Source organism: Ochrobactrum sp. C6C9 (genome assembly GCF_022627935.1).
Taxonomy (GTDB): Bacteria; Pseudomonadota; Alphaproteobacteria; order Rhizobiales; family Rhizobiaceae; genus Brucella; species Brucella teleogrylli.
The window spans coordinates 25857-52843 of sequence record NZ_JABXGB010000001.1; the positions used below are offsets into that span (position 1 = coordinate 25857).

Below are 26987 nucleotides of genomic sequence, written 5' to 3' on the forward strand. Positions count from 1 at the left end.
AGTCGGACCGATATGCGCTGCTGATTAGCCTATCGCTTAGCGAATTCAGACCGAAACGCCAAGAAAAATGCACGGTTTCAGCAAAGTCGCCGATGGAAGCATCAAAGGCAACCAGCCGGTAACCTCTGCCTGACAAACTGTCTGCCGAAACTTCAACCGGTAGATTTCAAGATGGCAATGAATGGCGAATTCCTGATTCCCGCCCGTGCAGACCTCGCGGCTGCGCGTGAGGAATGGCTGAAGACATTGAAAGATACGCGCCGTCTTTCCGAGAATACCATCGAAGCCTATGAGCGCGACTCGCGGCAGTTTCTGAATTTTCTCACCGGCCATCTGGGCGAAGCGCCCTCGCTGAAGGATGTGAGCGCCTTGCGCGTTGCCGATCTGCGCTCGTTCCTCGCCAGCCGCCGCAATGACGGCGCAGGCGCACGAACCCTTGGGCGCGGTCTGGCTGGTGTGCGCTCGCTGCTGCGGCATCTGGAAAAACGCGGACTGGCCAATGCCGCTGGCGCCGGTGCCATACGCGCGCCCCGCCAGCCGAAATCGCTGCCAAAACCGCTGACCGCAGACGACGCCCGCCGTGTGGTCGCAGCCGATGGCCAGATGGCCGAGGAGCCGTGGATCGCCGCCCGTAACGCCGCCGTGCTGACCCTTCTCTATGGCTGCGGCTTGCGCATTTCCGAAGCGCTTGGCCTGAAAGGCGACGCGCTAGCCGACAGTTCCGCGCTTTCGATCACCATAACCGGCAAGGGCAATAAGTCCCGCCTTGTTCCTCTGCTGCCGATCATACACCGCGCCGTCGCGCAATATCGCGCGCTTTGCCCCTATGATCTCTCTGCCGACAAGCCGCTATTTCGCGGCGCGAAGGGCGGCGAGCTTCATGCCGCGATCATCCAGCGCGAAATGCAGAAGCTGCGCGCTGGGCTGGGCCTTCCCGACAGCGCCACGCCACATGCACTGCGCCATTCCTTCGCGACGCATCTGCTGGGTCGCGGCGGCGACTTGCGTACCATTCAGGAATTGCTGGGCCATGCCAGCCTGTCCACCACGCAGATTTATACCGGCGTGGATACGGAGCGTTTGCTGGAAGTCTATGACAAGGCGCATCCGAGAGCCTGACCCGGGCACCTTTCACATCGCGGAAGATCGCCTATATTCACTTTATGAAAAAGCTGCTTCTTGTTCTTCTATGCGCCGTCTTCGCCGGGTCCGTCACCGCCCGCGCTGACGAAAAGGCCACCGCCTGCTCCGTTCGCGGCGAAAATCTCGTCGATGGCGTGGAGAAAAGCGATCCCGCCCTCTGGAAAAAATTGCAGGCGGAAGCCGAAGCAACGCCCAACCATCAGGGCCGCCTCTGGAAGATCGAAAAGGACGGCGTAGCGCCGTCCTATCTGTTCGGCACGATTCATCTCAGCGATCCGCGCGTGCTGGACCTGCCGAAGCCTGTCGAAGACGCCTATCGTTCGACCGGCACCGTCGTGATCGAAACCACCGATGTTCTCGATCAGAAGAACTTTCTGCGCCTGAAGCTGGAGCGCCCGGAACTGCTGCTTTTCACCGATGGCAGCACGCTTAAATCGCATCTGCCTGCCGACAGGCGCGACGATATTGAAAAGAAACTGGCCGAGCGCGGCATTATTCTCGATGCGGTCGCCAAGATGAAGCCGTGGGTTCTGACCACGCTGTTATCCCTGCCCGAATGCGAGCGCGAACGCAAAAGCGAAGGTGAAAAGTCGCTTGACGAATTTTTGGCCGTCAATGCAAAGGCGGAAGGGCGCGAAATAGCGGGGCTGGAAACGGCTGCCGAACAGTTCGAAGCGACTGAAAAGCTTCCGCTCGATTTTCACATTCGCAATCTGATCGCCACGGTCGATTACGGCGACAAGTCCGAAGACGCGATGGAGACGACGACCGCGCTTTATCTGAACGGTGAACTGGGCATGATCATGCCCGCGCTGCGACAGATCGTGCCGGATGCATTGTCCGATCAGGATTACGACCTGTTCCAGAAATATCTGATCACCGACCGCAACCACACCATGGCGGATCGCGCCGTTCCGCTTCTGGAAAAAGGCAATGTCTTCATTGCAATCGGCGCGCTGCATCTGCCGGGTCAGGAAGGCGTGGTGGAACTGCTGCGGGCCAAGGGCTATCGCCTGACGGCGCTCTAGCTCCGGCGTGGCTGCGGAACAATCGGCTTTTGACTGCGTTCACTCTCCACACAAGGTTTGTGACGGCTGGATACCGCGCAAGCCCCATGCGAAAACTGGAGGAGCGCGCAATGGTTGATCCCCTCGATCCGCGAAACGACCCCAGAACAAACCCGGTGAATACTGATCCGAGACTGTCGGACCCTTCCGGCATGCCACCGCCACAACGGGGCGGCAGCGGCTATCTTCTGGGTGCTGTTCTGCTCGTTGCAATCATCATTCTCGGCTATTTCTTCTACAATAACGGCACGAGAACCGACATGGCGGCACCACCGCCCGCGACGCAGAGCGAACCGGCCACACCGGCCCCGGCAACCCCTGCCAATCCGCCAGCCCAGAACTGATTTCCAAAAAAAGGCCCGCTTACGCGGGCCTTTCTGCATGCTCTCTCGAAGAGATTACATATGGATCGGCTTGGCGAAGGTCGCCAGAGCGGATTCGCGCACGGCTTCCGACATGGTCGGATGCGCATGGCAGGTGCGGGCCAGATCTTCCGAAGAACCGCCGAATTCCATCAGTACGGCCAGTTCGTGGATCATTTCACCGGCATTGTAACCGAGGATATGTGCGCCCAGAACGCGATCGGTTGCCTTGTCGGCGAGGATTTTCACGAAACCATCGGTGTGCAGCATGGCGCGTGCACGACCATTGGCGGTGAACGGGAACTTGCCGACCTTGTATTCAACGCCGGCAGCTTTCAGTTCTTCTTCGGTCTTGCCCACGGAAGCCACTTCCGGCTGGGTGTAGACGACGCTTGGAATGACGTCGAAATTCACATGACCGGCCTGACCGGCGATGATTTCGGCAACGGCAATGCCTTCATCCTCGGCCTTGTGCGCCAGCATCGGGCCCTGTACCACGTCGCCGATAGCATAGATGCCTTCGACATTGGTGCGCCAATGGTCGTCAATCGCAACGCGACCGCGTTCATCGACAGTGACGCCTGCTTCCTGAAGGCCGAGACCATCCGTGTAAGGACGGCGGCCCGTAGAGATCAGAACGGCATCGGCTTCGAGCACTTCCGCATCGCCACCCTTGACCGGCTCGAAAGTGACCTTTGCACCTTTACCGGACTTTTCGACGCCCGTGACTTTCGCGCTGAGCTTGAAGGCAATGCCCTGCTTTTCGAGCAGACGCTGGAACTGCTTGGAAACTTCGCCGTCCATCGCACCCAGCACCTTGTCGAGATATTCGACAACCGTCACCTTCGCACCGAGACGCGCCCAGACCGAACCCAGCTCCAGACCGATCACACCGCCGCCGACAACGACCAGATGACCCGGAACCTTGTCGAAGGACAGAGCGCCGGTCGAGGACACGATGGTCTTCTCGTCGATATCGACCTTGACGCCCGGAATACCGGCGACGTCGGAACCCGTGGCGATGATGATGTTCTTGGCTTCGATTTCCTCAACCTTGCCGTCTTCGGCGGTCACGGAAACCTTGCCCTTGGCGACGATCTTGCCGGTGCCGATGTAAGGGGTGATCTTGTTCTTCTTGAACAGGAATTCCACGCCCGACGTGTTCGACTTCACGGTCGCGTCCTTGTGGGCCAACATCTTTTCCAGATTGAGCTTCGGCTTGCCGACTTCCACGCCCAGCGTGTCGAAGGAATGGCCAGCTTCGGCAAACACTTCCGACGCATGCAAAAGCGCCTTGGACGGAATGCAGCCGACATTGAGGCAGGTGCCGCCGAAGGTCTTGCGCTTTTCCACCACGGCAACCGAGAGACCGAGCTGCGCGGCCTTGATTGCGGCGACATAACCGCCGGGGCCCGTACCGATGACAACCACATCATAAGACATTGAATTACCCTTTTCAGTCTTTCCTGAACGTTTTTAGTTTGAGACCGGCATTCGTGAGAACAGCCGGTCAGTTTTCATCCGGGGTGCATCCCTGAAAGCGGAACACTTCCCACTGAAGCGGCTTTTCCGGTTTGGCCGCTCCAAAATCATAGCCGTCGAGCGCCGTCACCAGATCGGGGAACAGCACGGCCTGCGCAGCTGGTTCGTCCGCCTTCGGCAGAACATCAGCTTCCGCGCTTTCCTTCAGCGCATAGATGACGCTCTGCCAGATGCTGCAATCATCGAGGTCTTCCGCATTGGAGCCGTCGCCCTTGCAATTATAGGTGATGAGCGCATAAGGCCGCGCCACACCTTCTTCCGGCCAGATCACCATGCCGCTCAGCTTGAATTCCGGCTTGTCATTGGCCGTGATGGTGAATTCATTTGTCGGCGCTGGCGTCATCTTGAGATCGTTCGACTGCAAGGGCTGGAACGTCAGCGTATAGGCGCCGTCACGATCCTGATAGATGCCGCGATTCTGTGTGCAGGCCGCCTGCACCGCAGTCGAGAACACCGATGCGGCAACGACCGAAGCGGCCGTTATTCTGAGAAGCTTAACTGCAACATGCATCTGTCGGTTCTCCTTGAGTTTTTCCGGCAGCAAATCAATTGCTTCTTACATAGCCTTTTCGGTCGCAAGTTTAAGCCCCAGCGCGATGAAGACAACACCGCTGGTACGATCAATCCATTTCGAAGCGCGCGAGAAGGCCGCGCGCATCTTCGGCGTGGTCATGAAAATGCTGACGCCAATAAACCAGCTGATCAGCGCGGTTGCCATCACAACACCGTAACCGAGCTTCACTTCGGTCGGCGTATGCGCGTGCACGACCGTTGAGAAGATCGACAGGAAGAAGAACACGGCTTTCGGATTGAGCGCGTTGGCGGCAAAGCCGAGACCGAAGGCCTTGGCAAAGCTCTGCTGCTTGCGTGGCTCCTTCGCATCGTTTTCGACATCGATCTTCGTCGCGCCAGCGCGCAGCGCCTTGATACCGATATAGACGAGATAGGCCACACCGCACCATTTGACGATGTTGAACAGATAGATCGACTGAGAAATGATGAGGCCGAGACCCAGAACCGTATAGGTCACATGCATCATCAGCGCGCTACCGATGCCGAAACTGGTGATGATCGCCTCACGGCGGCCATGCATCAGTGACTGACGCATGACCATGGCAAGATCAGCCCCCGGCGAAACAATCGCAAAGAAGAAGATCGCCATCAGAGAGGCCAGTTCGAAGAGATAGGGATGCATCGCTTTTCCTTTGCTGCACTATGCGCGAAGACCCGCGCAGGCAACCATCAAAAAATCAAAGCCAGAAACATGACACCCAGTCCGACCATCGAGCCGACCCAGATCAGCGACCGGATATAGGGAATGCCCGCCAGATAGAGCGGAATATAGACAATACGGCAGGCAAACCAGAGCCAGGCCCCGTAAACGCCCCATTGCGCTGCATCGCTTTTCAGCGTCAAAGCCAGCGCCAGCGCGATAAAAGCCGGATAGGTTTCGCGGAAATTGGCGGATGCCCGTTCCGCACGACCGGCAATCGCGCCGGAAGGCTTCAGTCCTTCATCGCGGGGACCGGCATTCCAGTCTGTGCCGAGTTCTCGCGTCGCCGTCATGGCCTGAAGCAGCACATGCGCCACCAGCAAAACCACGCTCCAGCCGACAAGTGGCAGGTAGGGCGGCAGATAAGGCGAAGAGGAGAAAAGACCCGACTCCATCGTGCAAATCCCGTTTCTCGCAAACCCGACCGAAAAGCCGCCCGATCATGTTCGGGCGGCTTTTTTTGAATTCCAGCTTAGAGATCGAGAACCAGACGTTCCGGATCTTCCAGGCTTTCCTTGACGCGAACGAGGAAGGTCACGGCTTCCTTGCCGTCCACGATGCGATGATCGTAGCTGAGAGCCAGATACATCATCGGACGGATGACGATCTGACCGCCGACGACAACCGGACGATCCTGGATCTTGTGCATGCCGAGAATGCCCGACTGCGGCGAATTGAGGATCGGCGAAGACATCAGCGAGCCATAAACGCCACCATTGGTGATGGTGAAGGTGCCGCCCTGCATGTCAGCCATCGAAAGCGTGCCATCGCGCGCGGCCTTGGCCAGACGGCCCAGTTCCTTTTCCACGCCCGCGATCGAAAGCTGATCGGCGTCGCGGATGACCGGAACCACAAGACCCTTGTCGGTGCCGACAGCCATGCCGACATGCGCAAAGTTCTTGTAGATGATGTCGGTGCCGTCGATCTCGGCGTTTACAGCCGGGATTTCCTTCAGCGCATGGGTGACGGCCTTCGTGAAGAAGCCCATGAAGCCAAGCTTCACGCCGTGCTTCTTTTCGAAGACGTCTTTGTACTTGGTGCGCAGTTCCATGACTGCGGACATGTCGACTTCGTTATAGGTCGTCAGCATAGCGGCAGTGTTCTGCGCATCCTTCAGACGCTTGGCGATGGTCTGACGCAGACGGGTCATCTTCACGCGTTCTTCACGCGATGCGTCGTCAGCCGACGAAGCCGGACGTGCAGCAACTGGGGCAGCAGCCGGAGCAGCCGACACGCCCTTTGCAATAGCGTCGAGAACGTCGCCCTTGAGGACCTGACCGCGCTTGCCCGAACCATCGACCTGATCGGCGGAAAGACCGCTTTCAGCCAGAAGCTTCGAAGCGGCAGGAGCTGGCTGCATGGCCGGACCGGACGATGCGGAAGCAACCGGTGCAGCGGCAGCCGGAGCAGCGGCGGCGGCAGGCTTGGCTTCTTCCTTCTTCGGAGCCGGAGCGGCAGCAGCGCCCTCACCCGAAATCTGGCCGAGCAGAGCGTTCACTTCAACCGTGTCGCCTTCCTTGGCCACGATTTCAGCCAGCACGCCAGCAGCAGCAGCCGGAACTTCCACTGTCACCTTGTCGGTTTCCAGTTCCACCAGCGGTTCGTCGATGGCGACGGCATCGCCAACCTTCTTGAACCATTTTCCGATGGTTGCCTCAGTAACGGACTCCCCAAGCGTGGGAACGCGAATTTCGGTGGCCATGGTTTCTTCTTCCGTTGATCTTCAAACTTTGGATTTTATGTTCAATTCAGGCTGGAGCAGTTTCGAAAAACCGCTCCAGAACTATAACCCGGATCAGTTACCGAGCGCATCCTCAAGGAAAGCTTCAAGCTGCGCAAGATGCTTCGACATCAGGCCGGTTGCCGGAGAAGCGGCAGCCGGGCGGCCCGTGTAGCGGACGCGCTGATGCTTGGCATCGATATGCGCCAGCACCCATTCCAGATACGGATCGATGAACGACCACGCACCCATGTTCTTCGGCTCTTCCTGACACCAGACGATTTCCGCATGACGGAAACGCGACAGCTCGTTGATGAGCGCCTTGGCCGGGAACGGGTAAAGCTGTTCCACGCGCAGCAGGTAGACATCGTCGATGCCGCGCTTTTCACGCTCTTCGTAGAGATCGTAATAGACCTTGCCCGAGCAGAGCACGACACGGCGGATCTTGGCGTCTTTCTGAAGCTTGATGCCTTCTTCGCCCTTGTTGTACTGCGCGTCGTCCCACAGCAGACGGTGGAACGAGGAATCGCCCGACAGTTCGCTAAGGCTGGACACGGCGCGCTTGTGGCGCAGCAGCGACTTCGGCGTCATCATGATGAGCGGCTTGCGGAAGTCGCGCTTCATCTGGCGGCGCAGAATATGGTAGTAGTTAGCCGGCGTCGTAACGTTGGCAACCTGCATATTGTCTTCAGCGCAAAGCTGGAGATAGCGTTCCAGACGGGCCGACGAATGTTCCGGACCCTGACCTTCATAGCCATGTGGCAGAAGGCAGACGAGACCGGACATACGCAGCCACTTGCGCTCGCCCGACGAGATGAACTGGTCGAACACGACCTGCGCACCATTGGCGAAATCGCCGAACTGGGCTTCCCAGAGAACCAGCGCACGCGGATCGGACAGCGAATAACCGTATTCGTAGCCGAGTACCGCTTCTTCCGAAAGCATCGAGTTGATGGCTTCGTAGATCGCCTGCCCCTTCTGGATATTGTTCAGCGGGATATAGCGGTTCTGGTTTTCCTGATCGTAGAGAACCGTGTGACGCTGCGAGAAGGTGCCGCGTTCCACGTCCTGACCGGACAGGCGGATCGGATGGCCTTCCGCAACCAGCGTGCCGAATGCCAGCGATTCAGCGGTTGCCCAATCGATGCCTTCGCCGGTTTCCATCATCTTGGCGCGGTTATCGAGGAAGCGCTGGATGGTGCGGTGGACATGGAAGTCCTGCGGCACTTCAACCAGCTTCTTGCCGATTTCCTTGAGTGTCTTGATCGGAACGCCGGTCTTACCGCGGCGCTGCTCATCGGCATTGTCCGCCGTGCGCAGACCAGCCCAGGCGCCGTCCAGCCAGTCGGCCTTGTTCGGCTTGTAGCTCTGTCCGGCTTCGAACTCGATTTCGAGCTTTTCGCGCCAGTCGGCGCGCATCTTGTCGACGTCGGCCTGGGTCAGCAGACCTTCGGCAATCAGCTTATCGCTATAGAGCTGAACCGTCGTCTTGTGCGCGCGGATTTCCTTGTACATCAACGGCTGGGTGAAGGACGGTTCGTCGCCTTCATTGTGGCCGAAGCGACGGTAGCAGAACATGTCCACGACCACCGGCTTGTGGAAGGTCATGCGGAATTCCATCGCAACCTTGGCCGCGAACACCACAGCTTCCGGATCGTCGCCATTGACGTGGAAGACCGGCGCTTCGACCATCTTCGCCACATCCGACGGATAAGGCGAAGAACGCGAGAAGGCCGGATTGGTGGTGAAACCGATCTGGTTGTTGATGATGAAATGCAGCGTGCCGCCGACGCGGTGACCCTTGAGGCCCGACAGGCCGAGGCACTCGGCAACCACACCCTGACCTGCGAAAGCGGCATCGCCGTGCAGCAGCAGCGGCAGAACCTTGGCGCGTTCGGTCAACGGCACCATGTCGTCGCGGGTGCGGCCGACAAGCAGATCCTGCTTGGCGCGGGCCTTGCCCATGACAACCGGGTTGACGATTTCAAGATGCGACGGGTTGGCGGTCAGCGACAGGTGAACCTTGTTGCCGTCAAACTCGCGGTCCGACGAAGCGCCAAGATGGTACTTCACGTCGCCCGAACCTTCCACATCGTCCGGCGCGTAGGAGCCGCCCTTGAACTCGTGGAAGATGGCGCGGTGCGGCTTGCCCATGACCTGGGACAGCACGTTCAGGCGGCCACGGTGCGCCATGCCGAGCACGACTTCCTTAAGGCCCATCTGGCCGCCGCGCTTGACGATCTGTTCCAGCGCCGGGATCAGCGATTCACCGCCATCGAGGCCGAAACGCTTGGTGCCCTTGTACTTGACGTCGATGAACTGCTCGAAACCTTCCGCTTCGATGAGCTTCGACAGGATAGCCTTCTTGCCTTCCGGCGTGAAAGCGACCTTTTTATCCGGACCTTCGATGCGTTCCTGAATCCATGCCTTTTCAGCCGGATCGGAAATATGCATGAACTCGACGCCGATCGTGCCGCAATAGGTGCGCTTCAGAATGTCGAGCATTTCCGGCACGGTCGCATATTCGAGGCCGAGCACATTATCGATGAAAATCTTGCGATTGTAGTCTGCAGGCGTGAAGCCGTAAGCTTCCGGCTCCAGCTCGTTATAGTCGTTCGGCTTTTCAGCGAGACCGAGCGGATCGAGATTGGCATGCAGATGGCCGCGCATGCGATAGGCGCGGATCATCATGATGGCGCGAACGCTGTCGCGTGCAGCCTGTGCAATCTCTTCAGCGGAAAGCGCTGCGGCGGCCTTGCTGTCGCCTTTGGCAGCCTTGCCCTTCAGCTTGTCGGTGACGTGCTTTTCGACTTCGGCCCAATTACCGTCGAGAGCGGAGACGAGTTCGCCATTGGCGGCAATCGGCCAGTTTTTTCTGGTCCAGCTTGCGCCTTGCGCATTCTTCTTCACATCTTCGGCACTATCGCCCAGCTTCGCGAAGAAATCGCGCCACTGCGGATCAACCGAATTCGGATCATCCTCATACTTGGCGTACAGCTCCTCGATATAGTCGGCGTTGCCGCCATAGAGGAACGAGGTAAGGGCGAAAACGTCGTTGGCCTGTTCTTGCCTTGCCATAACCTAATCCGGAGCTTTGCTCCGTCTCCTTGTCAGTAGCTCATCTGCGCGGGCCGGAAGATACCGAAACCTTCATCCCTCACGCCGCCGGGGAGGAACCACAACAGACCCCGGCAAAACTCGTTTCTACGCGACCCGAGCGATCTGTTCCGACGCAATTGTCAAAACCACCCGGTCTATTTGTTCGACACCGAAGAATGACCGCGAATGCCTGCCATTCCCTTAAAGCCCGGTATCCGGCTTCAGTATGTTTTTGTTATGCCAAACCCGGCAGCGGCTTTCGCCGCCGCCGGGATATTCAAACTCAGTCGGTCTCAGCCCTTGAGGACTTCAACCAGCGTCTTGCCGAGCTGCGCAGGCGACGGGGAGACGCGGATGCCAGCCGATTCCATGGCTGCAATCTTGTCTTCCGCTCCGCCCTTGCCGCCGGAGATCACGGCGCCGGCATGGCCCATGGTGCGTCCTGCAGGCGCGGTGCGGCCAGCGATGAAGCCGACCATCGGCTTCTTGCGACCGCGCTTGGCTTCGTCCTTGAGGAACTGAGCCGCGTCTTCTTCAGCCGAACCGCCGATTTCACCGATCATGACGATCGACTTGGTTTCGTCGTCGGCCAGGAACATTTCCAAGACGTCGATGAACTCGGTGCCCTTGACCGGATCGCCGCCGATACCGACAGCGGTGGTCTGGCCGAGGCCCTCGTTCGAGGTCTGGAACACAGCTTCATAGGTAAGCGTGCCGGAGCGCGATACAACACCCACCGAACCCTTCTTGAAGATATTACCCGGCATGATGCCGATCTTGCATTCTTCAGGGGTCAGGATGCCCGGGCAGTTCGGTCCGAGCAGGCGCGACTTCGAGCGTTCCAGACGCTCCTTGACGCGAACCATGTCCATGACCGGAATGCCTTCGGTGATGCAGACGATGAACGGAATCTCAGCTTCGATGGCTTCGATGATCGCATCGGCAGCACCTGCTGGCGGAACATAGATCACGGAAGCGTCGGCGCCCGTGCGTTCCTTGGCTTCGGCAACGGTTGCGAAGATCGGGAGCTTTTCGCCCTTCGAGCCTTCCCAGGTTTCGCCACCCTTCTTCGGATGGATACCGCCGACCATCTGCGTGCCGTAATAGGCAAGCGCCTGTTCGGTGTGGAAAGTACCGGTCTTGCCGGTCAGGCCCTGTACGAGAACCTTGGTGTCCTTGTTGACGAGAATGGACATGCCTTAATTCCCCTTCACAGCAGCGACGATCTTCTGCGCCGCATCGTCGAGATCGTCAGCCGAAATAACGTTCAGGCCGCTCTCGTTGATGATCTTCTTGCCGAGTTCCACATTGGTGCCTTCAAGACGGACAACCAGCGGAACCTTCAGGCCGACTTCCTTGACCGCAGCGATCACGCCTTCGGCGATCACGTCGCACTTCATGATGCCACCGAAGATGTTGACCAGAATGCCCTGGACAGCCGGATCAGCGGTGATGATCTTGAACGCAGCCGTCACCTTCTCCTTGGAAGCGCCGCCACCAACGTCGAGGAAGTTGGCAGGTTCTGCACCGTAGAGCTTGATGATGTCCATCGTTGCCATGGCAAGGCCTGCACCGTTGACCATGCAGCCGATATTGCCATCGAGAGCGACGTAAGCGAGATCGTATTTGGAAGCTTCGATTTCTTTTTCGTCTTCTTCCGATAAATCGCGCAGTTCCTGAATGTCAGGATGACGGAACAGCGCATTGCCGTCGAACGATACCTTGGCGTCGAGAACGCGCACGCGGCCATCGGTCATGACGATCAGCGGGTTGATTTCGAGAAGGCTCATGTCCTTTTCGGTGAAGGCTTTGTAGAGGATCGGGAACAGCTTGAGGCCGTCTTCGCGAGCCTGACCTTCAAGCTTCAACGCGTCGGCGAGCTTGTTGGCGTCTTCATCCGTTACGCCCTTGGCCGGATCGATGGCGACAGTCACGATCTTTTCAGGGGTTTCTTCGGCAACGGCTTCGATGTCCATGCCGCCTTCGGTCGAAACGACGAAAGCCGGACGGCCGACGGTGCGGTCGATCAGGATCGAGAGATAAAGCTCGCGATCAATGTCGGCGCCGTCTTCGATGTAAAGGCGGTTGACCTGCTTGCCAGCAGGGCCGGTCTGCTTGGTGACGAGCGTGTTGCCCAGCATTTCCTTCGCATTGGCAACCACTTCCTCAACCGACTTGGCGAGGCGCACGCCGCCCTTGGCGTCCGGGCCGAGTTCCTTGAACTTGCCCTTGCCGCGACCGCCAGCGTGGATCTGGCTCTTGACGACGTAAAGCGGGCCAGGAAGCGTCTTTGCCCATTCTTCCGCCTGTTCGACGGAATAGACAGCCACACCATTGGCGATCGGCGCGCCGTAGGTGTGAAGCAGGCGCTTGGCCTGATATTCGTGAATATTCATCTGGTTGTCCTCTACGGATTCCCGGTTCGTCTGGCGAACCGGTACGGCCCAAATCTTCGACCAATATTGACAGCCGGAAAAGGCCGGAGCCCCATCAAAAACAGGGCATCCGGCCTTGTCTGGATATTACTTGAGCGACGGAGCGATAGCGATGCAAGCCTCGCAAAGACCGGCAACCGAAGCCACCGACTTTTCGAACTCGGCCTTTTCCTGACCGTCGAGATCGATTTCGATGATGCGTTCAACGCCATTGGCGCCGATCACGGTCGGCACGCCGACATACATGTCCTTCACGCCATACTGACCGCTCAGCTGGGCAGCGACAGGCAGAACGCGCTTCTTGTCCTTGAGATAGGATTCAGCCATCTGAATGGCCGAAGAAGCCGGAGCGTAGAAAGCCGAACCGGTCTTGAGCAGGCCGACGATTTCCGCACCGCCATCACGGGTGCGCTGGATGATCTTGTCGAGCTTTTCCTGGCTGGTCCAGCCCATCTTGACCAGATCCGGCAACGGGATGCCTGCAACGGTCGAGTAGCGCGCCAGCGGAACCATGCTGTCGCCGTGGCCGCCGAGTACGAATGCGGTGACATCTTCAACCGAAACGTTGAATTCTTCCGAGAGGAAATAACGGAAGCGGGCGCTGTCGAGAACGCCAGCCATGCCGACGACCTTGTGAGCCGGAAGGCCCGAGAACTTCTGCAGAGCCCAGACCATCGCGTCGAGCGGGTTGGTGATGCAGATGACGAAGGCTTCAGGCGCATATTTCTTGATGCCTGCGCCGACCTGTTCCATCACCTTCAGGTTGATGCCCAGAAGATCGTCGCGGCTCATGCCAGGCTTGCGCGGCACACCGGCGGTAACGATGACAACGTCCGCGCCTTCGATGGCTGCGTAATCGTTGGCGCCGGTAAACTTCGCATCAAAACCGTCAACCGGAGAAGATTCGGCGATATCCAGTCCCTTGCCCTGCGGAGTACCTTCCGCAATGTCGAAAAGGACGACGTCGCCCAGTTCCTTCAGACCGGCGAGATGAGCGAGCGTGCCGCCAATCATACCGGAGCCGATGAGGGCAATCTTGTTGCGTGCCATGATTGTTTCTTTCCTCAAGTTTGATCCAGAAACGCATGAAGCCATCCGGTGTCCTCCCGGAAACGCTTAAGCGCTGCGAGGGTTCGATATGACTCTTTGCAAAAAAACACAACTCATTATTTTGCGACCAATGTTTTCAATCGGTTAGAATTATATGTTCTTACGTAAACGTAAGATAATTGGGCGAAATAATGGCAATTGCCCTCCTTCTCGCCCGCCACCACCATGCCGATGGTGCGATAGGCAAGCCGCCAATCCGATCGGTCATTGCCGCAGCCCGCATCCATATGCACGGTGCAACAATGCTGGAGCAGATACATCCTTCCGGGTGCACCAAGGTTGCTCCAACTATCTGAACCTGCACGCCCTCACCTCCAAAATCGCCTGCGCGTTCCGGGGCAAATGCGCTGAATTTGCGCGGGCACGATAGCCGATTGAGGATATAAGTCCAGTCTGTGGCAATCAGATGATAGGATCAGGAGATTGCTCGCCAGAGAGAGCCCGCAGAATCGGCGAGCCGTACTTTCCACCAAACCGATGCGCGAAACGCACAGGTCTCACCCGGCATTCTCCGGTATCTGCGACAGATATTCGGCGCTCTGCATTTCAAAAAGACGCGACGCGGTGCGGTCGAATTCGAACGCTTCGGTGCCGCTTTTTGCGACGTAGAGCTTCTCCGGCTGCGCTTCCGCCGTGATGAACACGCGGGCGTGGTGATCGTAAAGAACGTCCACCAGCAGTATGAAACGCTTGGCTTCATTGCGTCGCGACAGGTCGAGCATCGGCACATTGTCGATGAACAAGGTCGAATAGCGACCGACAATGGCCAGATAGTCCGTAGCGCCGAGCGGACGGCTGCACAGTTCCTCGAAACTGAAACGCGCAGCACCCGGAACGGCACGCGGCACCTCGACGTCACGCCCCTTAATGCGGATCGCGTCCGGCCTTTCTTCCATGCCGTCCTTCTGCGCGGCCCAGGCGGCATCCATCCGCTTTGCCGTCTCGCCGCCGAGCGGAGCGAGATAAACCGGCTGCAAATCGAGCTTTTCCAGCCGGTAGTCGGTGCGCGAATCGAGATTGATCACATCGACATGCTTCTTGAGAATATCGACGAAAGGCAGGAACAGCTGACGGTTGAGGCCGTCGCGATAGAGATTGTCCGGCGCGACATTCGACGTAGCGATCAGCACGACCCCGCGCGCGAAAAGCGCGCTGAAGAGGCGCGACAGGATCATCGCATCGGCAATGTCTGTGACGGTGAATTCGTCGAAGCACAGCACCCAGGCCTGTGCGCTCAGCGCATCGGCGACCGGCGGGATCGGATCGTCCTGCTTGGTTTCTCCGCGCTTCAAAGCCTGACGATGCGCATTGATACGGTCATGCACATCGGCCATGAAATCGTTGAAATGCGCACGGCGTTTGCGTTCGACGGGCAGAAGCTGGAAGAACATATCCATCAGCATGGTCTTGCCGCGCCCGACCTCGCCATGGACATAAAGCCCCTTGACGATCTCCTGCGCCTGCTTGCGCTTGCCGAACAGCCAGCCCAGCGCGCTGGATTTGCGGGAAAGCCGCTTGGTGCAGATTTCCTCGATCAGCCGGTCGTAGCGGTCGGTGAGTTGCAACTGGGCGGGATCGGCCTCCACATCGCCGGATGCTACCATCGCATCATAATGCTCGCGGACGGAGGGAAACGCTTTCAGATTACCATCAAAGGACATGACAGGTTCCGTGAACCTCTAATTAAACATCGGCGGAGCAGTCCGGAGACGCCCCGCCGTGATCGATTGTTTCGGCTTTATATCAGCGAGAAAGCGACAGAGCCTGACCGCCGGTGGTCTGGCCGTCGAAACGGCCCGGACCCGACGAATAGAGCGAAGCGACCGTGCCGCCCGATCCATCGTAAAGCACAAGCTGCTTGCCGTTGACGGCCCAGGAAGCGAGGTTTGCCAGTTCGCCCGGGCAGCGCAGCGGGCCTGCGCGGAAACCCTGACCATATTTGGTCTGAGGCGTAGCAACCTTACAGCTCTGGCCGCCAAGCGAAGCGTTCCAGACGCCTGCGACCGTGCCCGGCGTCAGATCAGGCGCGGATGCGGGCGGCAGGCTTGCAACCTGCGTGTTGCCCGGCTGCATGCCGGGATTGGACGTGGGCGCGGTCGGGAATTGCGAAGCATCCGGTGAATTGAGATTGCCCTTCTGAACGGCTCCCTGCGGCGCGGCCTGCAAGGGCGCTGGCGGAGGGGGCGGCGAAACCGGGCCGAGATCATTGTTCATCCGGGAGCTCTGGCAGCCGGCCAGTACGATGCCAGCCGCCGCCAGGCTCAGCAAACTTGCTTTCGAAATTCCCATCAGGTTCTCCATTTCGGTCGAGGTCTCGGGGAAAGAGGCGCGAACCACGCGTCTGCGAAACCAAACATCACGACAATATTGCCGCGATAAAATGGCTATATGGTTAAAAAATCAACACTGCCGCCCGGCAATTTGAGCAGGAGAGACCATTCCGGGTTTGAAATTGCTCATATATTTGGTGACTGGGACAGGAAGGCCACAGTTTAGTATCTGCGCAGATCGAAACGGAACGGCACAATCAGCCCTATAAGCCCCCAGCAAGGTTAGCTTCATTGCTGGCACTGGCAATTTGCCGGGTTTTCCGCCATATAGACGCCAGATAACTCATTCAATGAACCGTGTCGGCTGCTTCAATGCAACCGCAGGCAGAACGGAACTACAAAAACCATGGCCACCAGGGCAGCCTTCGCCAAGATGAACGGGCTCGGCAATCAGATCATCGTTGCCGATATGCGCGGTCGCGCAGACCGCATCACGCCCGACGCCGCCATTCATCTTGCCAGTGCGCGTGAAACGGCCTTCGACCAGATCATGGCCATTCATGATCCACGCACGCCGGGCACCGACAATTATATCTCCATTATCAATTGCGACGGCACGGAAGCGCAAGCTTGCGGCAACGGCACGCGCTGCGTGGTGCAGGCGCTGGCCGCCGAGACCGGCAAGCGCGCCTTCACCTTTGAAACCCGCGCCGGAATTCTGACCGCAACGGAACATGATGACGGGCTGATCACCGTCGATATGGGCAAGCCGCATTTCGAATGGCAGCAAATCCCGCTTGCCGAAGCATTCCACGACACGCGCATGATCGAGCTTCAGGTCGGGCCCATCGATGCGCCCGTGCTGCATTCGCCTTCGGTTGCCTCCATGGGCAATCCGCATGCGATCTTCTGGGTGGACCGAGATGTATGGTCCTATGAATTGGAAAAGTTCGGCCCGCTTCTGGAAAACCATCCGATTTTCCCGGAACGCGCCAATATCTCGATTGCCCGCGTCACGTCGCCGGAAACAATGGATCTGCGCACCTGGGAACGTGGCGCGGGGCTGACCCGCGCCTGCGGTTCCGCCGCCTGCGCCGCCGCCGTTTCCGGCGCACGCACGCGCCGCACTGGCCGCAACGTCACGGTCAATGTTCCGGGCGGCCCGCTCAAGATCGAATGGCGCGATGATGATCACGTCATGATGACCGGTCCGGCGGAATGGGAATTTTCCGGCACATTCGACCCGGCAAGCGGCGACTGGAGCCGCGATCTTGAAGGCGGCCCGGCAACCGACAAGACTGGGGATAAGGGTGCTGACTGATGAGTGTGGAAGTCGTAACATTCGGATGCCGTCTCAACACCTATGAATCCGAGGTGATGAAGCGCGAAGCCGACGCTGCCGGTCTTGGACAGTTGAAGGATGGCGCAATCATCTTCAACACCTGCGCCGTGACATCGGAAGCTGTGCGTCAAGCCCGTCAGGCCATCCGCAAGGCGCGGCGCGAAAATCCGGAAGCCCGCATTATCGTGACCGGCTGCGCGGCGCAGACCGAAGCCGACAATTTCGCCTCCATGGATGAAGTGGACCTCGTGCTTGGCAATGAGGAAAAGCTGAAATCCAACTCTTATCGGATGCTGCCCGATTTCGGCGTGAACCAGTTCGAGAAGGTGCGCGTCAACGACATTATGGAAGTGCGCGAAACCGCAAGCCACATGGTCGATGCCATCGAAGGCCGGGCGCGCGCTTTCGTGCAGGTCCAGAATGGCTGCGACCATCGCTGCACCTTCTGCATCATCCCCTATGGCCGCGGCAATTCCCGCTCGGTGCCGATGGGTGCGGTCGTGGAACAGGTGAAGCGCCTTGTCGGCAATGGTTATGCCGAAGTGGTGCTGACCGGCGTGGACATGACCTCCTACGGGCCCGACTTGCCGGGAAGCCTGCGTCTTGGCAAACTGGTCAAGACTGTTCTCAATCAGGTGCCGGACCTTCAGCGCCTTCGCCTCTCATCGATCGATTCCATCGAGGCAGATGACGATCTGATGGACGCCATTGCCAATGAAAAGCGGCTAATGCCACATCTGCATCTGTCCTTGCAGGCGGGTGACGACATGATCCTGAAGCGGATGAAACGCCGCCATCTGCGCGACGATTCCATCCGCTTCTGTGAAGCGGTGCGTTCGTTACGGCCAGATATCGTGTTCGGTGCCGACATCATCACCGGCTTTCCGACCGAAACCGAGGACATGTTCCAGAACTCGATGAAGATCGTCGAGGAATGCGGGCTGACCCATCTGCACGTCTTCCCCTATAGCGCACGCGAAGGCACGCCTGCCGCGCGCATGCCGCAGGTGCGGCGCGAAATCGTAAAGGAGCGCGCCGCCCGGCTGCGTGCCGAGGGCGACAGGGCTTATGAGAAACATCTTGCCTCGCTCACCGGCACGACCCAGCGTCTGCTGATCGAGAAGGAAGGCATCGCCCGCACGGAAGGCTTTACGCTCGCATCCATTGATAATGGCGCACCGGGTGAAATCATCGAACGTGTGGTGACGGGCCACGACGGTGAGAAACTTCTCACCCGCGCCGCCTGACCATCAGCTGCATAAACTAAGGCATCGGAATCCATGGCTATCGGTTTCATCAAGAGAATGTTCTCCTTCGGCAAGAAGGAGGTCGAGGAAAGGCCGGTCGATCAACCTGCGCCCGAGACCGTAACCGAAGTCACACCCGCGCCAGAACCTGAAGCGCCGGAAGCACCGATAGCCGAAGAACCGGCGGTCCTTGCCGAGCCGGAAGCGCCGGTTGCCGAACCTGTCGAAGCGCAGCCCGAAAAGCCGCTAGAGCCTGCTGCGGTCGAAGAACAGCGCGAACAGGAACATCCGGTCGCGGAAATCGAAATCCCAATCGAGCAGCCGCCGGTCATGGAACCGACGGTGATCGAACCGCCATTTATTGAACCGGAACCCGAAGCCGAGCCAGAACCGGCTCCTGAACCGGAAAAGCCCGAAGAGCCGAAGCCTGTCGAAACACCTGCTCCCGTCGAAGCGGAGCCGGTGGCGGAAATTGCACCTGCGCCTGAACCAGCGCCCACGCCCGCCAAGCCGAAGAAGGTCAAGGTTTCCAAGGCCGTCGAGGAACAGGCGGAAGAAGCGCCTGCCGCCCCTATCGCCGAGCCGAAACTGTCGTGGTTCGAGCGCTTGCGGCGCGGCCTGTCGCGTTCGTCCTCATCGCTCAGCGAATCCATCGGCGGCATTTTCACCAAGCGCAAGCTGGATGAGGACACGCTTCAGGATTTGGAAGACGTGCTGATCCAGGCCGATCTCGGCCTTGAGACCGCGATGCGCGTCACCGATGCGCTGGCCTCCGGGCGCTACGGCAAGGATGTTTCGAGCGATGAAGTGCGCTCGATCATGAGCACGGAAATCGAGAAAGTGCTGGGTCCCGTCGCCAGGCCGCTGGAACTCGACCTTTCGCATAAGCCGCATGTCATTCTGGTGGTCGGCGTCAACGGCACCGGCAAGACCACGACCATCGGCAAGCTCGCGGCAAAGCTGACGGCAGGTGGCCTGAAAGTCATGCTGGCGGCCGGTGATACGTTCCGCGCCGCAGCCATCGAACAGCTGCATATCTGGGGCGAGCGCACCGGCGCACCGGTCGTCTCGTCCAAGTTGGGCGCTGATGCGGCGGGCCTCGCCTATGACGCCTGGGAAAAAGCCCGGGACGCGGGCAGCGACGTGCTGATCATCGATACAGCCGGGCGCTTGCAGAACAAGGCCGAACTGATGGACGAACTGGCCAAGATCGTGCGCGTGCTCGGCAAGCACGACCCGGAAGCGCCGCATACGGTGTTGCAGACGCTCGACGCCACGACAGGCCAGAACGCGCTCAATCAGGTGGAAATCTTCAAAAATATCGCCGGTGTGAACGGGCTGGTCATGACCAAGCTTGACGGCACGGCGCGGGGCGGCATTCTTGTCGCCATTTCGGCCAAGCACAAGCTGCCGGTCTATTTCATCGGTGTCGGCGAAGGCGTCGATGACCTCGAACCATTTGCGGCCAATGAATTTGCCCGCGCCATTGCAGGAGTTGCCTGATGGAGCACCCCGTCTTCGAACGCGATCCGTCGCAGAAGAGCGAAGCCGAGCGCAAGGAAGTGCCACCACTGCTCAAGCTGGTGCTGGAGCTGGGGCCGCTTCTGGTATTCTTCTTCGCCAATGCGCGCGGCGAAACGCTGATCGAACGTTTTCCCGTGCTCGCTTCCATCGGCGAGCCGATCTTTCTGGCCACCGCCCTGTTCATGGTCGCGACAGTGATCGCGCTCACCATTTCATGGGCCATGACGCGCACCCTGCCTATCATGCCGCTCATTTCCGGCATTGTGGTTCTGGTGTTTGGCGCGCTGACGCTCTGGCTGCACAACGACACCTTCATCAAGATGAAGCCAACTATCGTGAACACGCTGTTCGGCGCGATCCTTCTGGGCGGGTTGTTCTTCGGCAAGTCGCTTCTGGGCTATGTGTTCGATTCGGCCTTCCGGCTCGATGCCGAGGGCTGGAAAAAGCTCACCTTCCGCTGGGGCCTGTTCTTCATCTTTCTGGCGGTAGCCAATGAAGTCGTGTGGCGCAATTTTTCCACCGATGCGTGGGTTTCGTTCAAGGTCTGGGGCATCATGCCCATCACCATCATCTTCACACTTTTACAAATGCCGCTTATCCAGAAGCATTCATTGACAGAGGACAATAAGCCCGCATCATAGTCATATGAACAGCGGGAATTGAGGGAATCGCGGCATGGTCGAAATCGCACACAAGCTTGAGATCGAACAGTTCATCTGCCGCAGCGACAATTATGGCGTGTTGATCCACGATCCTGTCAGCGCGCTGACGGCGGCCATCGATGCGCCCGACGCCTATGCCATCGAAGCAGCGCTTGAACGGCGCGGCTGGACGCTTGATTTCATTTTCACGACGCATCATCACCTCGACCATGTCGAAGGCAATGCCGCACTGAAAAAGAAGTTTGGCCTCAGCATCATCGGCCCCAAGGATGAAGAGAGCAAAATCCCCGGCATCGACCGCACGGTCCACGACGGCGAAGAATTCACCTTCGGGCTTTTCAAGGTCAGGGTCATATCCACGCCCGGCCATACGGCTGGCGAGATTTCCTATTACATCCCCGACGCCAAAGTGGTCTTCACCGGAGATACACTGTTTGCGCTTGGCTGCGGGCGGCTTTTCGAGGGAACGCCAGCGACAATGTTCCGCTCACTGCAAAAGCTCGTTGCTTTGCCCGGCGATACCGCCATCTATTGCGGCCACGAATATACCGAAAGCAATGCGCGCTTTGCGCTGAGCATCGACCCGGATAATTCCGCGCTGAAAGAACGGGCGCTGGAGATCGGTCGGCTGCGCACTGCCGACAAGATGACCTTGCCGTCGAGCATCAGCCTCGAAATGGCCACCAATCCGTTCCTGCGCTGGCATGACAGCCGCATTCGTGCCCGCCTTGACATGCAGGATGCGCCCGACGAAGCCGTGTTTGCAGAGATCCGCAAGCGTAAAGACCTGTTTTAGAGCCGTCGCCTATGGCGACTGCTCTATATAATTGTTTCACGCATAATCTTGTCCGAAAAGTCTGCAACTTTTCGGGATTATGCTTTTAGGATAAGACGACGATGACCCTTTCCCGCTTCAAAAGCCTGAACCGCGCCGCTCTTATTGGCCTGTCGCTTGTTGTCCTGCCTGCTTCTGCCGGAATGGCTTATGCGGAAGACATCCTGTCGATCGCCACGCCGCCGGAAACGCCAGCCGAAATCAACAATTTCAAGCTGAGCGAAGATCTTCTGACGCGCATGGAAAAGGTCCATGCCGAGCTTGAGAGAATGCAGCTTTCCCCAACCGCGGAAGAAGGTCAGGACGCCCGGCCTTCGATGGATTCCATGGTGAAAAGCATCGAATCGCGCCCGCAGGTCGTGGAACTGATGAAGGCGCAGAACATCGCGCCGCGCGATTATCTGCTCGCCTATTTCGCCATGATGAGCGCCCTTGCCGCCGTCGATGCGGAAGAAGAAGACCAGCTCGTCGACGAGGTGAAGGGGATCAATCCCGAACACGTCGCCTTCGGCAAGCAATATGGCGACCGCATCCGCGAACTGATCGGGGAATAGTCTCGTCCCTCCCCCAGCGTCTCATCATTCTCACCCAGCACCTCCGCCCCTCATCCTGAGGAGCCGTCGAAGACGGCGTCTCGAAGGATCAGGCACCGAGCTATTCCCCCTCGCCCTTCGAGACGGTGCTGCGCACCTCCTCAGGATGAGGGGGCCGGAGAGGCCGTCAGGCTTTTTGCCTCAACAGCCGCAGCGCATTCATCGTCACCAGCACGGTCGCGCCGGTATCGGCCAGAATGGCGGGCCACAGCCCGGTAATGCCCAGCACGGTCGTCACGAGGAAGACAGCCTTCAGCCCAAGCGAAATGGCGATATTCTGATGAATATTGCGCATGGTTCGCTTCGACAGATCGACCATCGCCACAACATCACCGACCCGGCCATGCAGCACCGCTGCATCAGCGGTTTCAAGCGCCACGTCCGTGCCGCCACCCATGGCGATGCCGACATCCGCGGCAGCAAGGGCTGGCGCATCGTTGATACCGTCGCCAACCTTGGCGACGATCTGCCCCTCACCCCGCAATTCGCCGACAATGCGCTGCTTGTCCTCGGGCAGCAGTTCGGCGCGCACTTCAATACCGAGGTCGCGCCCAATAGCTTCTGCCGTGCGGCGGTTATCGCCCGTCAGCATCACCGTGCGGATACCGGCATCTTTCAGTGCCTTGAGCCCGGCAACAGCGTCTGCGCGCGGTTCGTCACGCATGGCGATTGCACCGGCAATCCTGCCACCGGCGACCAGCACCGAAACCGTCTTGCCTGCATCGTTGCAGGCAGCGATCCGGGTAGCCAGTGCCTCGGGGATAGCCGACACATCGTTTGCCGCCTTGCGAGACCCGAGGAACAGTTCGGTGCCGTCCGCAGTACCGGACACGCCCTTGCCACCATGAGCTTTGCCTTTCGCGACCGCAGAAAGCTTCAGCCCGCGCTCTTCCGCCGCCGACACGATGGCCAGCGCCAGCGGATGGCTTGAACCTGCATCGAGCGATGCAGCAAGGCGCAGCACCTCATCCTCCGGCAGAGCACCGGCAAGCACGTCCGTAACCTTCGGTTTGCCTTCGGTCAGCGTGCCGGTCTTGTCGAAACAGGCGGTCGTGATCTTGCCGATGGTTTCAAGCACGGCGCCGCCCTTCATGAGAAGGCCGCGCCGGGCGCCCGACGACAGGGCCGCAGCGATTGCAGCCGGTGTGGAAATGACCAGCGCGCAAGGGCAGCCGATCAGCAGGATCGCAAGGCCCTTATAGATCCACTCGTCCCATGCGCCCCCCGCGACCAGCGGCGGGAGAATGGCCACGAGTGCGGCAACGACCACCACGCCGGGCGTGTACCAGGTCGAGAAGCGATTGATGAAACGCTCGGTCGGAGCCTTGGCCTCCTGCGCTTCCTCCACCAGCCGCACGACGCGCGCGATGGTGTTGTCCTGTGCGGCAGCCGTCACCTTCACACGCAGCAGACCATCGCCATTGATCGTTCCGGCAAAGACAGTGTCGCCTGCGGTCTTGCCGACCGGCGTGCTTTCGCCGGTGACTGGCGCTTCATCGATAGCGCTTTCACCGGACAGGATTTCACCATCTGCTGGCATACGGTCGCCCGGGCGCACGGAAATGACATCGCCCACGGCAAGACTGTCGGCAGCAACTTCCGTGGTCGCGCCATTGCGCTCCAGAAAGGCCGTCTTCGGCACAAGGGCGGTCAGTGACTGGATGCTGGCGCGGGCCTTGCCCGCCGCAACACCTTCCAGCAATTCGCCGACGAGGAACAGGAACACGACTGCCGCCGCTTCCTCTGTCGCGCCGATGAACACCGCGCCAATCGCGGCAATCGTCATCAGCATTTCGATGGAGAACGGCGTGCCATTGATCGCAGCCATATAAGCGCGTCTCGCAATCGGCACGAGACCGATCAGCATCGCCGCTGTAAAGGCCCAGAGCGAGATCGGCGGATAAAGATGACCGATCACATAGGCCACCACCAGTCCGCCACCGCTGATGAGCATCGTGCGGCCTTTGTCCGTCCGCCACCATGACAGGGGCTTAGACGGTGCGCTGGCCTCGGGCGTCGCTGCGGATGGCGGTGTGGCGAGGGCGGTTTTATAACCAAGCCCCGTCACCTTTCCGGCAATCTCGTCACTGTTTGCAGAGCCATCATGATTGACAGTCATAGTTCCGTTGGTCACGGAAACCGACACATCGCTGACGCCTGCAACGCGGCGCACCGCCGTGTTGATCTTCGCGGCGCAGGATGCACAATCCATGCCCGACACCTGGAAACGGAAGCTGTTGGCCGATGCCGGTATGGCTGCCGGTTCATCCTCATGATCGTGGTCATGCCCAGAATGATCATGGTCGTGATCGTGAGTGTGCCCCGAATGGTCATCGCCGTGGTCATGATCATGGTCGTGACCAGCGCAACTTCCGTGATCATGGTCGTGCGCATGCGCGTTAGGCTTGGGCGCATCGGCGCGCTTTTCGGCGGCCAGCCGTTCTGTGCGATAGCCGAGGCTGCGCACTTTCTTTTCTATATTTTCGGGTTTGCTGCTGCCGTCATGTAGCACGGTCATCGTGCCTGCGGTGACCGAAACGGAGACATCCTCCACGCCCGACACGCGGCGGACAGCGGTATCAATCTTGGTCGCGCAGGACGCGCAATCCATGCCGTCCACACGAAAGCGAATCTGGTTTATTGCCTTATTCATGACCTGCCCTTTCAGAGCACTCTTGAATTGTCCTGAACAGGGTCTACATCCTCTAGTGACTAGAGGAGCAAGAGAAAAATGACAAACAATCTTCCCATTGGTGAGGCCTCCAAAGCCAGCGGCGTCAAAGTGCCGACCATCCGCTATTATGAGCAGATTGGTTTGCTGCCGGTGCCGCCGCGCACGGAGGGAAATCGCCGCCTGTATGACAAGAGCGATGTTCAGCGGCTTTTGTTCATCCGCCACGCGCGCGATCTGGGTTTCGAGGTGGATTCCATCCGCACATTGCTCGAATTGCAGGATAATCCCGATCAGTCATGCGCCATGGCCGATGCCATCGCCCGCGCCCGGCTTGTTGAGATCGAACACCGCATCACCAAGCTTCTCTCTCTGAAGACGGAACTGCAACGCATGCTGGAATGCACCGCCCATGGCCGTATCGACCAATGCCGGGTGATCGAAATTCTGGGCAATCACGACGAATGCCTGCACCCCGCGCACTGATTGCGCGGTGTTGTTTTAATTCACCTTCTCGAAGCGCGTGGCGGTAATTTTCAGCGTGCCGATCTGGGTGCCTATCCGCGCGACGACCGGCGCATAAATGCCCGAATCGCCCAGCGAAGCGAAGGACACGCTGATCCGGCTTTTATTGCTCAGATAGTCGATCGACTTCTTGCCTTTCTGATAGCCGGAAATCGGAATGAACTTGGCCGAGCAGATCACCGACTCGCCGGTAAAGCCATCGGCGGTGAACGATTCGGTGCCGTTGAAGGAAAGCTTGATGTCGGCGCGCGTCTGCCCGTCAAACACGCTCAGTGTGCGATTGCAGACTGAACGCGGATCGGTGGCGGGGATCATCAGGGCGCTCAGCGGATCACTGACATTGAGCAGATCCTGCGGCGTAGTCTCCACCCATGGATCGCGCTTCTTCACCGGCGGCTGGTTTTCCGAAGCCACCACATTGCCATTGGCAAAACGTATCGTCGTGCGCTTGTTCTTCCGCCCGTGCTTGTAATTGAGATCGAAACCGCTCGGAACAACCCGCCCGTTGACCGCATTGCCAGTCACGGTCACCGTACCTTTGGTATCATCGAAAACGCGCGCAAGGCCGGACGTTTTGAAATTGCCGTTCAGATCATATCTGGAGCCACTGACCGTCGTTTCGGTTGCGGCGCGTGCAATGGAAAGGCCGAAAATCGAAATCGCATATTCGGTTCTGTAGAGATCGTTCGCCTGTGCTACTCCCGTGGTCAGCGCGAAACCTGCACATGACAAGAGAACAAGCTCTTTCAGCCGGTTCGCTACGGGTTTCGATAAGAATGGCGGCTCGATCATATTCGGCGTTCCTTTCTGCGTCCCGGCCCGGAAAGAGGACCTATGGTTTTCAACCACATTGAGCTGTCAAAAAGTTGCGAGAGATTCTTCGATACAGTATCTGTGTAAGCCAAGCAAAACCGGCGAAGTTATGATCGCAGCGTTTCGTGAAGGCGATGCGAATGCCGTAAAACCGCGCTGTGACGGCATCGCGGCGGAATCTCACTTGACTGCAAGCGCTCCTGTCACTATAGAAACGCGACTTTCCCAATAGGCCGCCTGTCCGAAACCGCGCGCCAGCAGCATTAAATTGCTTTGAATGCTTGAATTCGGACATTCTGGTCGGGGCCTGAGCAATTCCAGCAAAAATGCGAAGCAGTTTGCTCAAGGATTGCGAGGAAACGGAACGAGGGACCTTTTCGCTTTTCGAAGAAAACGAAAAGGGCCGGAAACAAAATTGAAGGTGAGACCAAAATGTCCCGCGCTTGTGAATTGACCGGCAAGTCGGTCCAGTACGGCAACAATGTCAGCCACGCGAACAACAAGACGCGTCGCCGCTTTCTGCCGAACCTCTGCAATGTTACGCTGATCTCTGAAGCACTCGGCCAGAGCTATCGTCTGCGCGTTTCTGCCAACGCCCTGCGTTCGGTTGAACATCGCGGCGGCCTCGACGCTTTCCTCGTCAAGTCTGACGACAAGGAACTGTCGCAGCGCGCTCGTCTTCTGAAGCGCCAGATCGCTAAGAAGCAGGCTGAAGCTGTTGCTGCCTAAGCAATAATCCTGAAAACCCGCATGG

Annotated in this window: 25 protein-coding genes; 12 read left to right on the top strand and 13 right to left on the bottom strand. The window is 58.8% G+C overall.

Annotation, left to right across the window (positions count from 1 at the left end; genetic code table 11):
- Positions 1–171 precede the first annotated feature (171 nt).
- The 3 genes from HWD97_RS00125 to HWD97_RS00135 all read left to right on the top strand — a co-directional run bounded on the left by HWD97_RS00125 (position 172) and on the right by HWD97_RS00135 (position 2554).
- Entirely contained in the window at positions 172–1119 is a 948-nt protein-coding gene (locus HWD97_RS00125; RefSeq protein WP_109369961.1) for a tyrosine recombinase XerC, read from the top strand.
- Between the two features lie 44 nt (positions 1120–1163).
- Positions 1164–2171, top strand: coding sequence for a TraB/GumN family protein (locus HWD97_RS00130; protein ID WP_109369962.1), 1008 nt, complete (start codon positions 1164–1166; stop codon positions 2169–2171).
- 110 nt (positions 2172–2281) lie between these two features.
- Positions 2282–2554, top strand: a complete 273-nt coding sequence (locus HWD97_RS00135) for a hypothetical protein (protein ID WP_109369963.1) — start codon at positions 2282–2284, stop codon at positions 2552–2554.
- A 54-nt stretch (positions 2555–2608) separates the two neighbouring features.
- Here the strand turns inward: HWD97_RS00135 and lpdA are convergent, their stop codons facing one another.
- The 9 genes from lpdA to mdh form a co-directional block, all read right to left on the bottom strand.
- A complete protein-coding gene (lpdA, locus tag HWD97_RS00140; protein WP_109369964.1) occupies positions 2609–4015 on the bottom strand; it encodes a dihydrolipoyl dehydrogenase in 1407 nt (468 codons plus the stop codon).
- Positions 4016–4082: 67 nt separating this feature from the next.
- The gene (locus tag HWD97_RS00145) at positions 4083–4625 is read right to left on the bottom strand and encodes a hypothetical protein (protein ID WP_109369965.1); all 543 of its coding nucleotides are present in this window, start codon (positions 4623–4625) and stop codon (positions 4083–4085) included.
- A 45-nt stretch (positions 4626–4670) separates the two neighbouring features.
- Positions 4671–5309 carry a LysE family translocator gene (locus HWD97_RS00150; protein ID WP_109369966.1) on the bottom strand — a complete coding sequence of 213 codons (639 nt, stop codon included), beginning with the start codon at positions 5307–5309 and terminating at the stop codon, positions 4671–4673.
- A 47-nt stretch (positions 5310–5356) separates the two neighbouring features.
- The gene (locus HWD97_RS00155; protein WP_109369967.1) at positions 5357–5782 is read right to left on the bottom strand and encodes an MAPEG family protein; all 426 of its coding nucleotides are present in this window, start codon (positions 5780–5782) and stop codon (positions 5357–5359) included.
- A 77-nt stretch (positions 5783–5859) separates the two neighbouring features.
- Positions 5860–7089, bottom strand: a complete 1230-nt coding sequence (gene odhB, locus HWD97_RS00160) for a 2-oxoglutarate dehydrogenase complex dihydrolipoyllysine-residue succinyltransferase (RefSeq protein WP_109369968.1) — start codon at positions 7087–7089, stop codon at positions 5860–5862.
- Positions 7090–7182: 93 nt separating this feature from the next.
- Positions 7183–10185, bottom strand: coding sequence for a 2-oxoglutarate dehydrogenase E1 component (locus HWD97_RS00165; protein WP_109369969.1), 3003 nt, complete (start codon positions 10183–10185; stop codon positions 7183–7185).
- Between the two features lie 314 nt (positions 10186–10499).
- Complete coding sequence (gene sucD / locus HWD97_RS00170) at positions 10500–11402, bottom strand: succinate--CoA ligase subunit alpha (RefSeq protein ID WP_104755057.1); 903 nt, start codon at positions 11400–11402, stop codon at positions 10500–10502.
- A 3-nt stretch (positions 11403–11405) separates the two neighbouring features.
- A complete protein-coding gene (gene sucC / locus HWD97_RS00175; protein WP_109369970.1) occupies positions 11406–12602 on the bottom strand; it encodes an ADP-forming succinate--CoA ligase subunit beta in 1197 nt (398 codons plus the stop codon).
- A gap of 126 nt (positions 12603–12728) precedes the next feature.
- The gene (gene mdh, locus HWD97_RS00180) at positions 12729–13691 is read right to left on the bottom strand and encodes a malate dehydrogenase (RefSeq protein WP_109369971.1); all 963 of its coding nucleotides are present in this window, start codon (positions 13689–13691) and stop codon (positions 12729–12731) included.
- Positions 13692–13882: 191 nt separating this feature from the next.
- Here mdh and HWD97_RS00185 point away from each other — a divergent pair, with 191 nt between their 5' ends.
- Positions 13883–14047, top strand: coding sequence for a hypothetical protein (locus tag HWD97_RS00185; protein WP_167836047.1), 165 nt, complete (start codon positions 13883–13885; stop codon positions 14045–14047).
- 201 nt (positions 14048–14248) lie between these two features.
- On the opposite strand, the gene zapE is transcribed toward HWD97_RS00185, so the two are convergent.
- Both zapE and HWD97_RS00195 read right to left on the bottom strand, forming a co-directional pair.
- On the bottom strand, positions 14249–15412 hold the full coding sequence (zapE, locus tag HWD97_RS00190) for a cell division protein ZapE (protein ID WP_109369973.1): 1164 nt from the start codon (positions 15410–15412) through the stop codon (positions 14249–14251).
- Between the two features lie 82 nt (positions 15413–15494).
- A complete protein-coding gene (locus HWD97_RS00195) occupies positions 15495–16040 on the bottom strand; it encodes a protease inhibitor Inh/omp19 family protein (RefSeq protein WP_109369974.1) in 546 nt (181 codons plus the stop codon).
- A gap of 387 nt (positions 16041–16427) precedes the next feature.
- Here HWD97_RS00195 and dapF point away from each other — a divergent pair, with 387 nt between their 5' ends.
- The 6 genes from dapF to HWD97_RS00225 all read left to right on the top strand — a co-directional run bounded on the left by dapF (position 16428) and on the right by HWD97_RS00225 (position 22185).
- Complete coding sequence (gene dapF, locus HWD97_RS00200) at positions 16428–17342, top strand: diaminopimelate epimerase (RefSeq protein ID WP_371834567.1); 915 nt, start codon at positions 16428–16430, stop codon at positions 17340–17342.
- The gene (mtaB, locus tag HWD97_RS00205; RefSeq protein WP_339440412.1) at positions 17342–18610 is read left to right on the top strand and encodes a tRNA (N(6)-L-threonylcarbamoyladenosine(37)-C(2))-methylthiotransferase MtaB; all 1269 of its coding nucleotides are present in this window, start codon (positions 17342–17344) and stop codon (positions 18608–18610) included. Before dapF ends, mtaB begins: the two co-directional genes overlap by 1 nt.
- A 33-nt stretch (positions 18611–18643) precedes the next feature.
- Positions 18644–20113 (top strand): signal recognition particle-docking protein FtsY, encoded by a 1470-nt coding sequence (gene ftsY, locus HWD97_RS00210; RefSeq protein ID WP_371834568.1) that lies wholly within the window; start codon positions 18644–18646, stop codon positions 20111–20113.
- The gene (locus tag HWD97_RS00215) at positions 20113–20775 is read left to right on the top strand and encodes a septation protein A (RefSeq protein ID WP_109369978.1); all 663 of its coding nucleotides are present in this window, start codon (positions 20113–20115) and stop codon (positions 20773–20775) included. The genes ftsY and HWD97_RS00215 overlap by 1 nt, the downstream gene beginning before the upstream one ends.
- 34 nt (positions 20776–20809) lie before the next feature.
- A complete protein-coding gene (gene gloB / locus HWD97_RS00220; protein WP_109369979.1) occupies positions 20810–21592 on the top strand; it encodes a hydroxyacylglutathione hydrolase in 783 nt (260 codons plus the stop codon).
- A gap of 101 nt (positions 21593–21693) precedes the next feature.
- A complete protein-coding gene (locus HWD97_RS00225; protein ID WP_109369980.1) occupies positions 21694–22185 on the top strand; it encodes a hypothetical protein in 492 nt (163 codons plus the stop codon).
- Positions 22186–22351: 166 nt separating this feature from the next.
- On the opposite strand, the gene HWD97_RS00230 is transcribed toward HWD97_RS00225, so the two are convergent.
- The gene (locus HWD97_RS00230; protein WP_371834569.1) at positions 22352–24877 is read right to left on the bottom strand and encodes a heavy metal translocating P-type ATPase; all 2526 of its coding nucleotides are present in this window, start codon (positions 24875–24877) and stop codon (positions 22352–22354) included.
- 78 nt (positions 24878–24955) lie between these two features.
- On the opposite strand from HWD97_RS00230, the gene HWD97_RS00235 reads away from it, so the two are divergent.
- Positions 24956–25381, top strand: coding sequence for a helix-turn-helix domain-containing protein (locus tag HWD97_RS00235; RefSeq protein WP_109369982.1), 426 nt, complete (start codon positions 24956–24958; stop codon positions 25379–25381).
- A gap of 15 nt (positions 25382–25396) precedes the next feature.
- On the opposite strand, the gene HWD97_RS00240 is transcribed toward HWD97_RS00235, so the two are convergent.
- Positions 25397–26212, bottom strand: coding sequence for a DUF3108 domain-containing protein (locus HWD97_RS00240; RefSeq protein WP_109369983.1), 816 nt, complete (start codon positions 26210–26212; stop codon positions 25397–25399).
- A 453-nt stretch (positions 26213–26665) separates the two neighbouring features.
- On the opposite strand from HWD97_RS00240, the gene rpmB reads away from it, so the two are divergent.
- Positions 26666–26962: a 50S ribosomal protein L28 gene (rpmB, locus tag HWD97_RS00245; RefSeq protein WP_078337585.1), complete on the top strand. Its 297-nt coding sequence runs from the start codon at positions 26666–26668 to the stop codon at positions 26960–26962.
- Positions 26963–26987: the final 25 nt, after the last annotated feature.